This is a genomic window from Pseudomonas sp. N2-3-1-14 (assembly GCF_041228395.1).
Taxonomy (GTDB): domain Bacteria; phylum Pseudomonadota; class Gammaproteobacteria; order Pseudomonadales; family Pseudomonadaceae; genus Aquipseudomonas.
On sequence record NZ_CP166199.1, the window covers coordinates 4,153,643 to 4,168,873 of the forward strand.

The 15,231-nt window shown below is 58.6% G+C and carries 15 protein-coding genes and 2 pseudogenes; all 17 read right to left on the reverse strand.

All coding sequences use genetic code 11. The annotated features are described in order from the left end of the window. Window positions 1–137 precede the first annotated feature (137 nt). Window positions 138–3,833, reverse strand: a complete 3,696-nt coding sequence (locus AB5I78_RS19035; RefSeq protein ID WP_369301028.1) for a phage tail protein — start codon at window positions 3,831–3,833, stop codon at window positions 138–140. Window positions 3,834–3,892: 59 nt separating this feature from the next. Then, complete coding sequence (locus AB5I78_RS19040; protein ID WP_145164116.1) at window positions 3,893–4,504, reverse strand: tail assembly protein; 612 nt, start codon at window positions 4,502–4,504, stop codon at window positions 3,893–3,895. Window positions 4,505–4,732: 228 nt separating this feature from the next. Beyond that, window positions 4,733–5,170, reverse strand: coding sequence for a methyl-accepting chemotaxis protein (locus tag AB5I78_RS19045; RefSeq protein ID WP_250212154.1), 438 nt, complete (start codon window positions 5,168–5,170; stop codon window positions 4,733–4,735). A gap of 99 nt (window positions 5,171–5,269) precedes the next feature. Beyond that, window positions 5,270–6,046, reverse strand: a pseudogene (locus AB5I78_RS19050) (PAS domain-containing protein); the annotation flags it as partial. A 160-nt stretch (window positions 6,047–6,206) separates the two neighbouring features. Then, window positions 6,207–6,974, reverse strand: coding sequence for a C40 family peptidase (locus tag AB5I78_RS19055; RefSeq protein WP_145163900.1), 768 nt, complete (start codon window positions 6,972–6,974; stop codon window positions 6,207–6,209). 2 nt (window positions 6,975–6,976) lie between these two features. Continuing rightward, a complete protein-coding gene (locus AB5I78_RS19060; RefSeq protein WP_145163898.1) occupies window positions 6,977–7,729 on the reverse strand; it encodes a phage minor tail protein L in 753 nt (250 codons plus the stop codon). 11 nt (window positions 7,730–7,740) lie between these two features. After that, on the reverse strand, window positions 7,741–8,079 hold the full coding sequence (locus tag AB5I78_RS19065; RefSeq protein WP_145163896.1) for a phage tail protein: 339 nt from the start codon (window positions 8,077–8,079) through the stop codon (window positions 7,741–7,743). Next, window positions 8,079–9,086, reverse strand: a pseudogene (locus AB5I78_RS19070) (phage tail tape measure protein); the annotation flags it as partial. The gene AB5I78_RS19065 and the pseudogene AB5I78_RS19070, both read right to left, overlap by 1 nt. Further along, the gene (locus AB5I78_RS19075; protein WP_370003282.1) at window positions 9,065–11,137 is read right to left on the reverse strand and encodes a phage tail length tape measure family protein; all 2,073 of its coding nucleotides are present in this window, start codon (window positions 11,135–11,137) and stop codon (window positions 9,065–9,067) included. The gene AB5I78_RS19075 and the pseudogene AB5I78_RS19070, both read right to left, overlap by 22 nt. Window positions 11,138–11,164: 27 nt before the next feature. Continuing rightward, complete coding sequence (locus tag AB5I78_RS19080; RefSeq protein ID WP_242198619.1) at window positions 11,165–11,470, reverse strand: DUF1799 domain-containing protein; 306 nt, start codon at window positions 11,468–11,470, stop codon at window positions 11,165–11,167. A gap of 17 nt (window positions 11,471–11,487) precedes the next feature. Then, window positions 11,488–11,868, reverse strand: coding sequence for a phage tail assembly chaperone (locus AB5I78_RS19085; RefSeq protein WP_369301031.1), 381 nt, complete (start codon window positions 11,866–11,868; stop codon window positions 11,488–11,490). A gap of 9 nt (window positions 11,869–11,877) precedes the next feature. Continuing rightward, complete coding sequence (locus AB5I78_RS19090; RefSeq protein ID WP_145163890.1) at window positions 11,878–12,537, reverse strand: phage tail protein; 660 nt, start codon at window positions 12,535–12,537, stop codon at window positions 11,878–11,880. A gap of 39 nt (window positions 12,538–12,576) precedes the next feature. Further along, entirely contained in the window at window positions 12,577–13,005 is a 429-nt protein-coding gene (locus AB5I78_RS19095; RefSeq protein ID WP_369301032.1) for a phage tail terminator-like protein, read from the reverse strand. Beyond that, window positions 13,002–13,658, reverse strand: coding sequence for a hypothetical protein (locus tag AB5I78_RS19100; RefSeq protein WP_369301033.1), 657 nt, complete (start codon window positions 13,656–13,658; stop codon window positions 13,002–13,004). The genes AB5I78_RS19095 and AB5I78_RS19100 overlap by 4 nt, the downstream gene beginning before the upstream one ends. Next, on the reverse strand, window positions 13,655–14,026 hold the full coding sequence (locus AB5I78_RS19105) for a hypothetical protein (RefSeq protein ID WP_369301035.1): 372 nt from the start codon (window positions 14,024–14,026) through the stop codon (window positions 13,655–13,657). The genes AB5I78_RS19100 and AB5I78_RS19105 overlap by 4 nt, the downstream gene beginning before the upstream one ends. A gap of 17 nt (window positions 14,027–14,043) precedes the next feature. Further along, window positions 14,044–14,547, reverse strand: a complete 504-nt coding sequence (locus AB5I78_RS19110; RefSeq protein ID WP_145163883.1) for a DnaT-like ssDNA-binding protein — start codon at window positions 14,545–14,547, stop codon at window positions 14,044–14,046. A gap of 59 nt (window positions 14,548–14,606) precedes the next feature. Further along, window positions 14,607–15,191 carry a hypothetical protein gene (locus tag AB5I78_RS19115; protein ID WP_178119727.1) on the reverse strand — a complete coding sequence of 195 codons (585 nt, stop codon included), beginning with the start codon at window positions 15,189–15,191 and terminating at the stop codon, window positions 14,607–14,609. Window positions 15,192–15,231 lie beyond the last annotated feature (40 nt).

Genomic DNA, 15,231 nt, shown 5'->3' on the forward strand with positions numbered 1-15,231 from the left:
AATGGGCACGTCGATATATGAAGTGCCCGGAGCCCAGGTATTAGGGCTTACAGTTTCGGCGTAGACAATTCGACAAGTGAACACGCTATCGTCGAGCTGGACCTGTCCATCGCCCCCCTTTACACGCATGCCATTATTCATGGCATAAGCCTCCCTACCGTGACTCGATCAACATCATTAGGGTCGTACACCGTGATGCCGTCATTGTTGAGCACCGTTGACGCACCAGCGCCAGCACTACGCAGCGTGAAGGTCCCGGCCTTGACGTTGATCTCCAACAGTGGCCGCCCCTTAGGGTCGACAGCTTCAGACCTCAGTGTCATACCCAGAATGATTTCCTGGATGAAAGCCTTGCTGATAATTGCTTGGTTGAGGACGACCTGATTGTTCTGTACCACGAACATCGGCACCAACTGACCGCTTACCTCATCGACCACCGCGAATCGCTGCGCGAATATGAGGAACTCCGACTGCTCTCCATCCGATCCAAACGCAAACCCGGAAGTTACCGTCTTACCGCCAACTATTGTCTGAGCCTTGAGAGTGACCATTGCCGACACTTTTCCATTGGTGGTGGCGACAACCTGGTTCGTCTCCTGAATGGCCGCTGTATTTCGCCCCGAGCTAGCCTGCACGGTGTCGATCCTCTCGCTAAGCGCCTGATCCGTGGCAGCAAGCGTGGTTGTTGTGGATTTGAACGCAGCTTCATTGCTGTCGACCTTTGCTCCTAGCGTCGTTACTCGCTCTGCGACTGCGGTCGTAGCCGTAGCCGCTGCCCTAGACACATCCAGAATGCTCGCCGCGTTATTCGCGACATTGGCCTCAACAATGTCTGTGCGTACAGATTGCGCAAAATCACGCTCTGCGATCACAGACATCAAAGACCATGCTCCCGCGGAGGAAGTGCTGTCGCCAGCGCTCCCCTCCTCTGAGCCTGCTGAGTCGGACTTCACAAGCGCGTACACCCCGTCCAGGCGCTCGGCGGTGGCCGTGACCTTCCCGTCCACGTCCCCGATAGCTGCCTTGTTCTTGCTGATCTCCAGGGCCATAGCTGCATTGGTTTCGGCGATGGTGCCCAAGTTGAACCAGTAGTTGGCGTTCGGCGGCGTCGTATTGACAGGGACTGCGGTTGTCGCCTGGAATAGCTGCTGACCCACGCGAACCATATCGCCCTTGACGTAGGTTTTGCTCGGCACGTATTCCAGAGCGTCGACCACTTCAGATATAAGTTCTTCCAACTCCTGCCTGGCCTTATCCAATCGGTCATTGACCGAGCCAGGGCCGTCGCCAGTGATCAGATCGATCTCCTCACGCAGGCTCTGGTACAGCGCCCCCTTGCCGATCTTCTCGGCGAAATACTTGTCGTACTCGGTCTGATCAGAGCTAGCACGGCCATTCACTGCGCCCGGGATCGGCCAGAACGGCCCAACGTTGCCGGTGCGGTCCACCAGGCGCGCCCAAAAGAACAAGCTCGCACCGGCCAGCAAGCTGTGCATCTCATGTTTGGCCTGCGGGTAGCTGAAGTCGCTCAGCTTGGTCGCGGTGCCCAGGTCAGGCGCTTGGCTATACCAAAGCTCAGACCGCTGAGTGTCTTCGGCGCCCGGCGGGAATCCCCACTGAATGCCGATGCCGTAGACCAGACTGGTGGTGGTCAGGAACGACACCGGCGGCGGCAGGCCAGTTTTGCCTTGCAGTTTGGTGAGGTTCGAACTCTTCCAGACTGAGGAAATTTCAAAGGCGCTCACCGAGCGCACGCGAGCCAGGTAGGCGCCCGAGTAGATGCCGGTGACGTCGACGCTGGTCGAGCCAGTGCGCTGCACCTTGATCCAGTTGCCGCTGTCCTTACGCCACTCCACGTCGTACGCGACGGCGCCGATGACGGCTGGCCACGAGATGTCCATGGTGCTGATCGCGATGCCCTGATTTACGGCATAGCTCGATGTCAGGGTGACGCTGGCCGGCGCCGGAACCACGGTGATCGGGATAACGCTGATCGGCCGATCTTCCAGGCGCGCGCCGGTGTCGATGTGCGCAAACTTGCTCGGGTCGTACTGCACGGCCGAGATCTCGAACACGCCAGGCTCTGGCCGGGCCACGCTCACGACCCGATACAGCGGGATCGCCAAGTCGTCGGCATCCAGCGCCCACACCAGTTCAGCTTCGGGCGTCACGGAATAAGCCACGGTCACCGTGACTTTCCGGCCACTCACCAGTTGCACAGTCCGCCCCTCACACTTGCCATCAGGCAGGTTGAGGATCAACCGGTCGCCGGGCTTGGCCTGGGTGTCGCGGTCCAGGGTGATGACCTTGCCATTCACAGCCGAGATGCGCCCGCCCACCGGCCGACCGGCCAGCAGTTCGTCAGCGATCGGAATTACGTAGCCGGGCAGCGGGATACGCCCGTCGAGGCCGACCTTGAAGGTGACCGCCCGATCCTTGGAGTTTGTGAGCAGCGCCCACTTACCACGGCGCTGGGCCTCGGATTCGCGGGTGCAGCCAATCGCGCTGATCTCCAACGGATTGTCGCCATAGCGCCGCTGCAGCTTCTGGTCAGTCACCGCCGTGACGTCGGTGTCGTAGTTGTTCAGCGGGTTGTCGTAGCTGACCAGCGCGCGGGTATAGCGGGTGCGCTCCGACGCGCTGGAATAGGTGAACTTGCCATCGAGCACGCTTGCGCGGGTGTAAGCGAAGTCGAAGTCCGTGGCTCGCGGCATATCCGACAGGGTGAATACCTGGCCCTGAGCCCAGTAGGTCATCCCTCGGTAGATCGCCGAGATATCGCGCAGTAGCGACCAGGCATCAGCCTTGCTCTGCAGGTTCAAGTTGCAGATGAAGCGCGGCTCCTGGCCACCCTTCCCGTCCGGCACCAGCTGGTCACAATACTGCGAGATGCGGTACAGCTCCCACTTGTCGACCATCCACGGCTTGATGCGGCGGCCCAGGCCGAAACGGTCGTTTGTTGTGATGCCGTAGGTGTGCCAGACAGGGTTGTCCGTCCAAGCCTCCTTGAACGTCCCATCCCAGACACCTGTGTAGCTACGCGATCGGGGATCATAGTTACTCGGCACCTGCCATTTTCGGCCATCACACTCGAGCGTTACCGCTGGAATATTGCGGAACTGCTCGGCCGAAAACTCGATGAAAAGTAGGGCCGTATTTGGGTAACGAATCTTTGCGTCGATCACCTCGGTGAAACCGGCGATCTGCATCGTATCGGAGATTTTGTTGTTGTTCTGGTTGGACGTCAGCCGGGTGATCTTCAGCAACCATCCAGCCGTTGCGCGCGGCAGATCGATTCGCCGGCTGCGCTCGTACAGGCTGGTGGTCTTTCCGGAAACCCCCTCGCTCAGCACTTCCTGGTAGGCGCCGCCGTCAGTGGCCAACTCGATCTTGTAGCCGATCGCGTAACCATTGATGTTGCTGCCAGCATCCACAGATTGAAGCGCCGGCCATGCAAAGCGCACGCGCACAGCCGAGAGCTGTGTGTTGCTGATGGAACGGACCCATGGAGTACCGCTACGCAACTCGGTGCCAATAGTGGTTTCGTTCGCGACAGATGGAATGCCCTGGATGTAGGTTTGGTCTACCGCTCCTGCTCGCCACTCCCACTTCACATTCGGGAAATTGATGTTTCCCTGAGGGTCTTGCAGGGGGGTGTTGTCGAGATAGATGTCGCGCGCCGTCGGTATGCCTTCGAACTCACCCTCGCCCACCGCGATCAGCATTTTCGCGATAGCAACAGAGCGCAGACTGTCCGGCGCTTCGGTTGGTATTTTCGGTTTCTCGGAACCACCCTTGGCGCCGTAGATGTCGAGCTTCTTTGCTGCGCCCATGCTTTCCTCCAGGCAATAAAAAACCGCCTCAAGGGGCGGCGCTGTTCAGCAGGTGCGGGCTACATTTGGTCTTCCGCGTAGATTTCGGCACTGATGATCGCGCCGCCCCAGCGTCGGCGGCCGGCACACAGTGCTGCCGGGTTGCCGGATGCCGTGGTGTTCTTCGCGCTACCGAAGGCGTAGCCGGGAGTATTCTCCGGCGCCGCACTGGTCTTGAGGCCGCCGGCCTGGGGGCTGAGCATTTGGATAACGCCGCCCAGCACCATCGAACCGCCCATCATGATCAAGGCTGAGCCAAACGGTGCCCCCGCGCCAAAGGTTCCGCCGGTGATGACCAGCCCGACAACGATCAGTACTGCGCCGACAATGGTTTGCAGCGCTCCGCCGCGCTTACTGCCGGTTATCACCGGGGCAATGCGAATATCACCCTCCCCCGAGAACTCAAGTTCCTTCTCAGCTAGGTTTGTCTTGCCGCGAAATACGGCGAACTCGATCCCACGGGACTTCGCGTTGGACAAGAATCGCTCGAACCCTGGAATTTGCACGCACAGGGCCTTAACTGCTTCTGCCGGCGTCCTTACGGCCATCCGAAAGGACTTACCAAACTGACGAAGCTGTCCGTAGAGCAGGATCGTGGTCATAGGCTGATAATTAACGGCAAGTGCCGCCATTTGCTTTTCTCCAGGCAATAAAAAGGCCCGCAGAAACGAGCCTTGATCAATTTGATGCGCTGCAATACGCGCTAGTTTAAGTACCGCCAGTCTCTTACTGGCGATCCAGTAACTCACCAACAAATAGTGCGTTGTCTCAGAAGCTACGCCTCTGGGCCGATTTAAAGTTACTCTCCAACGAATGAACCTAGCCCTCAAAATGGCAGCCTTACCGGACCACCTCGTTCGCTAAGCAACCTGGGTCGCAAACCTGCCCACCGCGTCGACCACTCGCTTCGCACCATCCTGAATTTCGACAATGACCTGACCTGCCTGGGTGGCGAGCTCAAGGCCCTGTTCAGCTTGTGATTTGCTATTCGCCATTTCAGTGACGGTCTCATCTACCAGCTTCTGATTCTGTAAAACTACCGATGCGATTTCTTCTGTCGCCGTGCTGGTTCGCCCAGCCAATTGTCGAACCTCGTCGGCCACAACGGCAAAGCCTCGACCCTGCTCACCTGCGCGAGCGGCTTCAATCGCAGCGTTTAAAGCCAGAAGATTGGTTTGCTGAGCGATGCTGCTAATCGTCTGAATAATCGAGCTGATCAACAATGACTGTTTGCCCAGCGCTTCTACTCCCCCAGAGGCTGCCTGCATGTCAGCGGCGATTTTACGCATTGTGTGCATAGTGTCGTTTACGACAACAGCTCCTCGCTGTGCGCTGATATCAGTTTGCTGGGATATCTCAAACGCTGTTTGGGCTGCCCCGCTGACTTCTTGCTCACGGGCCACCTGATCCGTCACCACAGTCGCGAACTTTACTACTTTACAAAGTTTACCTTCGGTGTCGTAAACAGGGTTGTAGGTTGCTTCCAGCCACACCGTTTGGCCGCGGCTGTCTAAGCGCTCGAATCGGCCGGCAATAAACTCACCTCTATTCAACGCTGACCAGAAATCCTTGTATTCCTGGGATGAAACTTGCTCTGGTTTACAGAAAACTCGGTGATGGCTCCCTTTTGCTTGTTTTAGGCTGTAGCCCATAGCTTGTAAAAACTGATCATTTGCCATCAGTACATTTCCAGAGAGATCGAACTCGATCACCGCTGTAGAACGTAGTAGCGCCTCAATAAATGACGCATTTTCCGAAGCTTTTTCTACTCGAGAAGTAATGTTAGTAGCGTAGCAAGTAACATGACTCAACTGGCCACTCTCATCTTTGATTGGCTGCCAATGTGCATGAATCCAGACTAATGAGCCATCAGCATGAAGGTACCTATAATCGTCGGTGATCGATCTGCCTGCGGCAACCGCGGATCGGAAGTTATGAAAGCACTCTAGTTTGGATACGTACTGCGGCACAATCTCTGCCATTGCGCGACCTAAAAGACTATCCGGAGCATAGCCCAGTGCTTTTCCAAAATTGTCGTTACATGCCGTAATTCTAAACGTTGAGTCGATACTCAAAGTTAACATTTCACGGTTAAGGCCATCGCGCAGCTGGCGCAGCTCCAACAGCTCATTATTTTGAAATTGAAGCTGTTTCTTAAGGTTAGCGTTGAACATAGGAAATCGCCTCTGTGATCACACCAGTCCTATCGGCATCTTCTGGCGAAAATTGAGGACATCCGAGGGGAAAACGGTTTTGCTGTGCACAGTATAGTTGAGCGACGATGCTGCAACATCCAGAGGCTGCAGAATTCAGCGACTCTGGCGCTAAATAAAATTATTTCAATTGGCTCATGGCGTCTTTGTGCCGGAGAATCAAGCTGGTTCGGTCATACCAAGATCCGCCAAAGACAATGATCTCAGATGGCCTTCCGTAAAGATGGTGTAGTAGGAATGGACCGATGCCGAACGTACCCGACTCTTCATCGGGCAGTGCCGGGTCTGTGCCCAGGTAAATCCCAGCGTGGTTCGGGTGAACAGTCCGCCCGACATGCATGACGATTAGGTCGCCGCGCTGTGGCCGGTCGACTCGCACAAAGCCGGCTGCCGCGTAATGCTGCTCGTACAGGCTTACGTTCTCTGCACTCTCCCACCAGCCATCGACGCGCTGGAAGGCTTCAAACTTCAGCCCCCATTCCCGCTGATACCAATCGGCGCAAACCTGCCAACAGTCCCAAGCGCCGTGCACGAACGGGCGCTTGAGCAGCGGCGTGCTACCCGCCGGCGTAATCGTGCGCAAGTCACCCTCGGGCCAAGACAGGATGTGCCATGGCAAAGCCGTGGCCTCACACATGGCCAAGTCATGCGGTGAGGGCCTGCTGGTGGCGTCCGGGTGCGAGTGGACGATGCCGATCACCTCGCCCAAGTCTTCCGCCGCGGCGTAGTCCTCGGGGTCAAGCCGGAACTCTTCGTTCGGCTCCTTGGCTATGTTCCGGCACGGGAAGTACTTCTGCGCGCGGCCCACGGCCAACAGCAGGCCGCAGCACTCTCGCGGATACTCCGTCGCCGCATGCGCCTGGATGGCCGCAATGATGTGCTTGCGCATGGTCAGCTCCGGGCAATGAGAGACACGGCGGGGAATCCGCCAAAGGACAGTTCGTTGTTCTCGCCGAATCGCAACTTGCAGGACGACAGGCAGCCCTTGCACTGATCCTTGGCCGGATCATCCGTGGGGTTGTCTTCGTCGTCGAACATGGCCGCGCCGGTGTAGCCGCAGTCCGGCCCTCGGTAACCATTGGTCATGGCCCAGTGGCAGAACGTCGTCATCTGGCGCCCGGGAAGTCCATGGTTGTCGATCTCACCAGGAGACGACAGCTCCCAGACCACCGCCTCGCCGTCCTCGCTGGTCTTCTGGTCGATGTACCAGATCTCCAGCGCCTCCTGGGTCGAGTCTGCAGTCGGATTGCCCTCCGGGTAGTTCGCTGCATCCAGATACTGCGCCAACGTCTCGCGGACAGTGAGCTTGAACTTCAGCAGGTCCTCGAACGCCAGGCACAGCGCTGTGACACGCCCATTGATGTTGCCGGCGGCAAATGTCGGGCGAGTGGCTGTTCCGTCGCTGCTGGAACCGATACCTTCAATTTGCACCGGCCAGGCCGCGTACTCGGCACCCTGCCACCAAATCGACTTAGCCGGCAGATCGGCTTCTGATCCCTCGTATGCCAATAGTTCGTCCGGCGTGTGCGGGATAGCATGACCGTGGAAGCGCAGGTAATCGGCGCCGTATTCGGTACCGTCAATTTCGAACAGGCGAATCTCGCCGCCGGGCTCCAGTTTCTGGATGTCCGTGATCAGTGCCATGGGTGGTTATCTCAGGGATGAAAGGTTTGCTGGAAGGTAGCGGTGATGGCGTAGACCTGGCCGCCGCGGTGCACTGGCTTGTAGCCGTTGCACTTGTAGAGGCCAAGCTCGCCGAGGGGCGGCGTCCAGAGAAAGCCTTTTGCCCCCTTATGCCTGTCGAGGAACTTCCTGATCTCCAGGATTCGCGTGCCCATACCGGTAAACGTCACCGGCCAGGATTCCGACTGATTGTTCAGTCCATCCTCGACCGACTGCTCATAGCCATCGCCGAACTTTTTGGTCCGGACGCGCTGGGTAATCTCCCCTTCCGCGCCCTTCTCCGTTGCCCATGTAAATCGTTCGATTGCCATCAGCGTCCCTTGATTGCTTTGTTGATAACGCCGCCCTGGCCCATGTCCTTGTTGCGCATCTGCTGGTACTTCTGCTCCACAAAAGCCGCCAGCTCCTTGCCGAACAGGTCGTAGCCAGGCGCGTCGGCGGAGGATGATGCGTTGCCGTCTCCGTCGATATGCACCGCGACGTTGATCTGCGTTGCACCCGCCCCGCCACCGCCCATGGCCATAACACCCAGCTTGCCGCTGGATGTGCGAGTCAGTGGCATGATCGCCTCTGCTCCAGCCTCCCCCATAACGCCGGTTTTGCCGTTGGCCATGCCAAAAGCTGTGGGTTTACTGACGACCGAGTTGGTGAAAGCGCCGCCGTCGGCGAACATCTGCACTCCGCCCGACCAGGCGCCGCCCAATGCTTGCGGGAAGTAGGACCCGGAATAGCCGCCAGCCGAGGCGCCAAGGTTTGAAGACGCGGCACCAGCTGATCCAGCAGCCAGCCCATTGCCAACGGCGGCACTGCCGCCCAAGTAACTCGCCGCGGAACCCACCAGGCTGCTCAGTAATGCCGAGCTGGCCTGACGCGTTGCTATGCGCGCCATGTCAGCCAGGATCGATTTTGCAAAGTCCGAGAACGATGCTTTACCAGTCATGGCGAAGTTGACTACCGCGTCTTCCATCGAACTGAAGGCGTTGCCGAACAGGCTTTTCGTCTGCCCGGCGATGTTCCGCGCCGAATCCAAATAGTTGTCCCAAGCCGCTGTCGCGCCCTTCGTCCAGTCGCCCTGGGCGCTCTCCACATCCGCGTAGTTCTGCCGAATCTGGTCAGTGGCAGCTTTATTCGCGTCGGCGAGCGCTTGCGACTTACGCTTGAACTCTTCCTCCGACATGTTCCGCGACGGGTCAGACTTCTGGTTGGCAAGCTCCAGCGACTGCTGAGCAAATCGGTCCTGTTGGTTGTTCAGTTCGCCGCTGAGTGCGTTCTGACGGTCACCCTGGCCTACGCCAATCACGGCGCGCTGCCGGCAAGCTCCAGGGCTCGTTGTTGCTGCCCCAGTGCCTGCACGTAGGTGCTGATCGCGCGCTCTTGCTTCGCCAGGCGCCCGGTCTCGTTGGTCGCCAGCACTTCAAGCTGGCTATCAGCGTCCTTCTGTGCCTTGACCATTCCCGCTCGCGCGTCAGCGATCTTCTGGTCGAGCTGGATGGTCTGCGCGGCCAACGTGGTCTTCATCCCCTTTGCGGCTTCAAGGGCGGCGATCTCGGCCTCGTAGGCCGCCGTTGTCTGGTCGAGCTGATTGCCGATAAGCGCCTGGCGCCGCAGCAGATAGTCTTCCTCGGACAGCAAGCCAGCCTTTTGAGCCGCTTCCAGTTCCTTCTGGTAATTTTTGTAGGTGTCGGTGATCGCCGACAGGTCGTTCTTAGCGTTGTTGAAACTGGTTAAGTCCACCTGGGAACCGGCGGCCTTCGGGTCTTTGAACTTGTCGTTGATATTGGCGATGTTTTTGTCGACCGTTGCCTGAGCCAGGCGAGGATCGTTCGGCGCTACCTTGCGGATATCGTCGAGCTGTTTCTTGTAGTCCTTGAGGGCGTCGGCGCGTTTCTGCTCATTCGTCCATGACGATTTAGTCAAAGCATCGATTTTAGCCATCGATGATACGGCTTCGCCTTGGGCCTTGGCTTGGTCACCCTCCCACTTCGCGATATCGGCTTGGGCCGCCTTCTCATCTTCCAGCATATTCAGGCGATCTTGCCGAAACTCAATCAGCGCGTCTTTGGACTTTTTGTTTTGGAACAAACCGTCCATGTTATGCGCTTCAAGCAGGTCCGCCTTCGCGCTTTCAATATCCGCGTTGATGTCGCGACGACCAATATTCTTGATCCCGTCGGCGGCGCGCGCCACGGCGTTGTACGCCTTCTCCCAAAGACTGAGGTTTGCCAGAATCTTTGGAGTGCGCTCATTGATCGCATCAGCGTAGGCATCGGTCGCGAGCTTCACGGCGCCGGCGTGATCGCCTTGCTTTTCCAGGGCCACGATTTGCGAGTAAACCGAGGCAGTCAGGTAGTGGTACTGCTCGTTTAGCGCGGCGGACGCCTTGACAGGGTCGTCCGCCAGCTTGGAGAACTCCCCTACTGTCTCACTCACAGCTTTGCCAGTGGCTTCCTGCATCGACACGGCGGCCTGAGTGATCTCGGTAAAGCTCGCACCTGCGATCTTTCCGTTGTCAGCCAGCAGGGCCAGGACAGAGGCTGCTTGCCCCGTAGATCCGACAGTAGCGCTGACCTGGCGCGCCATATCGCCGAGCTGTCCGGCACTGACGCCTGCGTAGTTGCCGGTGAGGATCAGCGACTTGTTGTAATTGTCGGTTTCGGCTCTACCCTGAACAAATCCATAAGCGAGTGCGCCGACCGCTGCGACAGCCAGCCCAATAGGCGCGGCCATTGCCGCGATCCGAATTGCCGATGAACCGGCATTGGTCCCCAGCTCCAGAATGTTGTGCGCTGCAACGCGGATGTTGCCTTCAGCCAGAGCGTTTCCCAGCTGAACCACGTTCTGCCGGGCGGCCTTGGTGTTCAGTCCGAGGCCGGCAAACGCCGAACTTGTCTTGTCGATCTCGGCATACTTGCCATCGATCTTCTTTAGGGCTTGGTTGTATTGCTCTTGGTTGATACGGCCCGCATCCAGGTGCTTGCCCAGTTGCTCGACCTGGGTATCCAGCTTGGCCAATGCGGCGCGGGCCGGGTCAATGGCACCCAGCAGGCTGTTCAGGGCCTTCTGTTCGTCCATTGCAGACTTGGCCAAGGCGATTTGCTGCTTATCGAGCTGCGCCGAGATCTTCGCCGCCTCGGCCTCGCCGTAGGCGCCGGTCTTGGTCAACTTGGTGAGCGCGTCACGCTGCTTTGCCAGGTCCTGCGTAGTCTTGGCGCTGGTGGAAAGCGACTTCTCCAGCGCCTGCATTTCGTTCATCAGCGAAACGGCGGACTGCTCGGCCCGGCCGCCGGCCTTCGCCATATCATCCAGGCTCGCTTTAGCCTGGATTGCATCGGCCGAGTCGATCTTGACGCCGAGTTCTGCAATGTTCATCGACTCACCTTGAATAAGTGCCCGTGCTCACGGGCTGTTTTCCCTTTCCTCCGCCATGACGCGCAGGGCTTCGCCTTCCAGCACCTGAAGGTCAGGGAAGATTTCAGCGAGTTTCTTTTTCTTGATACCGAGGAAGCCGGCCACGTCGCGGATGCAGTTGTAGTCGAGACCGATCGCGCCGCCGGAGCCCGCGCGCCACTGAGTCGACATCCGGCTGAACAGGAAGAACGCCGGCCAGTTGCAGGGCCAGACCTCGACATCCTCATCGTCAAGGTCGGCAGCCGTCAGCCCGAGAACACCCAACTGCTCAGCAGATGGGCCGCTTTCGTACATTGCTTTGGCTGCCGCCCTCAGTTTCCCAGGCGCGCCTGGCTAAAAGCGCTCTGGTAGGCGTTGATTACCGCCTCGGCGGTGCCATAACAGGACTTCACAAGAGCATGGATGCTCTTGTCGTCGAACTTGTCATCGAAGCCCCAACCGACGACGAGATCCTTGATTTGCTGCACCTGAAGCTCGGTCTCGGCAGAGACAACATTAGACAATGTGGTCTCTTCAACGAAACTGGCGCGCATCTCCTTGCCCTTCGCGCTCCAATCATCAAACAGGGCGGCAAGTCCCGGCCGATCCCGATACTTGAAGGTGAACTCAATTTTTTCGGGCTCCTCCCCGACAATTGGAATCTGCACGAATGCCTTGAATGTAGGGTTCTGGGCGATCCTGATCTTTGCCATGGGAAGTCCTTATGCGCCAGCCAGATAACGAAGCGAACGAGCGGAAAGCCCAATGCTGATCGTGCGCGTCATGACGTTGTTGCGCTCCATGGTCGGGTCAGGGGTGATGCTCACATAGCCCGGATAGAGGATCTGATCACCGTTACGCAGCTTCATGCGGACGACCGCCAGCTCCTTGGTGTCGTCATAACCTTCGACGGTTTCCACATACTGAGCTGTCGGCTGGTCCTCTACTACGATGGTGATCGTGGTGGGGTTGCGGTTGGTCGGGAACTGTTTGTCGTCATCGTCTTCCAGATAGCCGACAGTTTGGTACTGCTGCTCACCGCCGGACGATGTGAAGGACGTGACCTTCGAGATCTGCGTCCAGCCGGACACAGGAATCACTGAGCCGGCACCTGCGCCGACGGTGTACTTGTCTGTGTTGGTGGTGTTGAGGCCAGCCAAGGAAAAGGCATCGGCAGTAATCCCGGATGCTTTTACAGCGCGATCATTGATGAGCGCCCAGCCAGAGTTGACCAGCAAGATGTCGCCCATTTCAATGCTGTGTCCAACAGATGCAGCGACTGGCGGTTTGGCATTGGTCAAGGCGGTGAATGGGACAGCAGATCCCAAAACTCTGGCGATCTCCAGCACAGCGCCGTTCGGCAGCGGGAAGCGTGCGGCCATGGTGTATTTCCTCTTGAGTGCCCGCCTGACGGCGGTAGGTTATGCCCCAGCGGGCGGTTGGTCTGCGACACCCAGATAGGTGAAGCTGGCCGGGACCGTGTAGGTCGCCGACTCGGTAATAGTTGGTCCTTGATCTACTGGCTCGGTGATCAAGCCCTCGAAACCGTTGCGGGCCAGTGGCGTGTCGACGCGAAACAGCCGGGTCAGTTCGTCAATAAGCGCTTCGGCGGTGGCCATGGCCTGCGCCGAGGGGCAGACGATGCTGACCTGATAAACACCGGCGTACTCGTAGGCATCCCCGCCGAGATAGCGGCAGATTGTGCTGGCCGGCAGTTGGAAAGCTCGCAGGTACGTTTCAGAAGCGCTTGGCGTAAAAGGCTGGTTTGGGTAGGCCACTCGTATCGGGCGCGCAGCCGCCCATGCGGCCAGCTTCGTTTCGATTGCCTGACGGGCGCGTGCGTGACTCATACCTGGTTGTTCCTGATGGCCTCCAGCACGATCTGCTGAAAGCGAGCCACGGTTACCCGGACCATGCCGCCGGGGGCCTGGGTGGAATGGCCGAACTCCAGCGGAATCGCGTAGGGCAAGTTGTTTACGATGAAAGCCGTTTCGCCGGCCTTAAACTCAATGGCGCCCGCCACAAGCCGCGCATTCGCCTCAGCTCCTGTCGGGTCCGGGTGAATGCGGAAGCTGTTGTCGACAGAGCCAATAGAGAAATTCCAGTTCGCCCGAAATCGGCCGCCGACATGGTCCTGACCGGCGACCAGGCCATTCACGTTGAAGTTCTGGTGGCGCTCGGCCTTCGTTAGAGGCTTGGCATATTTCACGCCGCGCTTGAGGTTGCCTGCCTTCGTGAAGTTCGACTCGTTCAGGTTGATGAGCGTGTTGCGGATGGCGACTTTGAAGTCGTAGTCATCGGCAGCGCGGGCATTGGATTCCCGGTGAGCGACGTTCGCGGCCCATATCTCAGGGTTGCCCACCGGCGACATGCGGATGATGCTGCTGCCAATCTCGATGATGATTTCACGCAGGCTCGCGTCGATTGCTTCACTGGCCTGGGCGGCGAACTCGGCCAAGCTCAGGGCGAAGCTGCCTGACTGGCCAGCGCCTGCCCGGCTCACGAGCGCACCTGCAGCTCATACAGGATTGGCGTCCCGGCTGGGTTGACCTCTTTCAGCGGAGGAATAATTGACCAGGTACGCCCCTGGACGACCACTTTGTCGAGTAGGCCTGGCACCCAGGCCAAACCCTGCGCAGCGATCTTGAGCTTCTTGTCGCCTTGCCGGATGAGGCTGTTGTTCTGGAATTCTAGGCCGGTGAAGTCGAGCAGGAGGCCTTGGGCGATTTGGTCAACAGTTGCGCCAGGCGCTTCGCCGCCGATGTCCGGGTCGTACTCGCCCGGCTCCGTCTTGCTGATGGTCACGGGCTGGCCGAACTCTGTGATCATATCCAGAGCCATCACGGCCATTTCGTCGTAGAAGGTGGCCATGGTGGTCTCCGTTACAGCTATGCGCGGATCGCGAACAACCCGCGCTTTTGTAAGTAGTCGGCAAACTGCGTAGCGCTCGGTCGATCAGGCGCCGCCGGCAACAGTCGGCCACTGGTGTTGGAAATCGTCGCGTATTCGCGGGTGACCGCACCTTCAACACGCTCCAGCGTCACCGCTCCTTTCCGCTTCTCCACCGGGTCAATATCGTCCTGATGGATCTCGGCGGCCAGCGCCATTTGGCCGTACTGAATACGCGCCGGCAGGTAGTTGTTCGGCTTGATCTCGTGATCCAGCAGCACTTCCCGGCGCGGCCAGGACAGTCCCTGCTCGCTATTCGTCTTGCTTCCCTTCCAGGTCATGCCATCCATCGCCAAGGCGGCCCGGCGCAGCAACGCTTCCTGCTCGGGAACGCCTGCGGGGATGACCGTGCCGAACTTCACGGCATACATGGCCAGGTCCTCGGCGCTCGCGTAGCTTTCGGCGTCAGGCTTGCCGGTACCGTCCTCGATGATGAGTGTCATACGTCAACTCGCTGGCATGTTTTGAAAAATGGCCGCCGGAACAGCGACAGCCAGCAGTATTACTCCTTGGGCAGCTCAGCGACGAGCTTTTCCAGGGATTCTTTGGAGACGTTTGCCCGATACTGGACCTTGGCCTCATCGAGCTTTGCTTTCAGCGCCGCGATTTCACCGGCCTCGTCAGCCGGCGGAGTGAGGGCAGACTTCTTCAGCGCTTCAACCTCTCCGCGAAGTGCGTCGACATTCAAGGCCAGGCCGTCACGCTCAGTCGTCAGCTCACCAACCGAGGCATGGATGGTGCTCAGCACTTCAAACAAGCGCAGCGCCAGCTCGCCGGATTCGGGGCGGTTAATCTCGCCAGCCTCCAGGCCGTCAACAAGTATCTGAATCGATCCATGCTCAGCACGCAAAGACAAGATCACCTTTTCCAGTTCGGACTGGCTGCCCGCACCAACAATCTGCACCCGTTTGGCTTCCCTCACTGACACGTCGATGCCGGCCGCTTGATACGCTTCTACCACGCCAGGCCAATCGCCAATCACCAGCACACTGGTCACACCGGCCTCGGGCTTATCGAAGTGTTCCGGATTGCGGTAACGCTTCTCCGGGTCGAAGCCGCTCAGCTGGTTGCTGTAAGTCAGTTCCATGTGTTTCTCCAAGGCGGCCATTGCTGACCGCGCGTTGAGT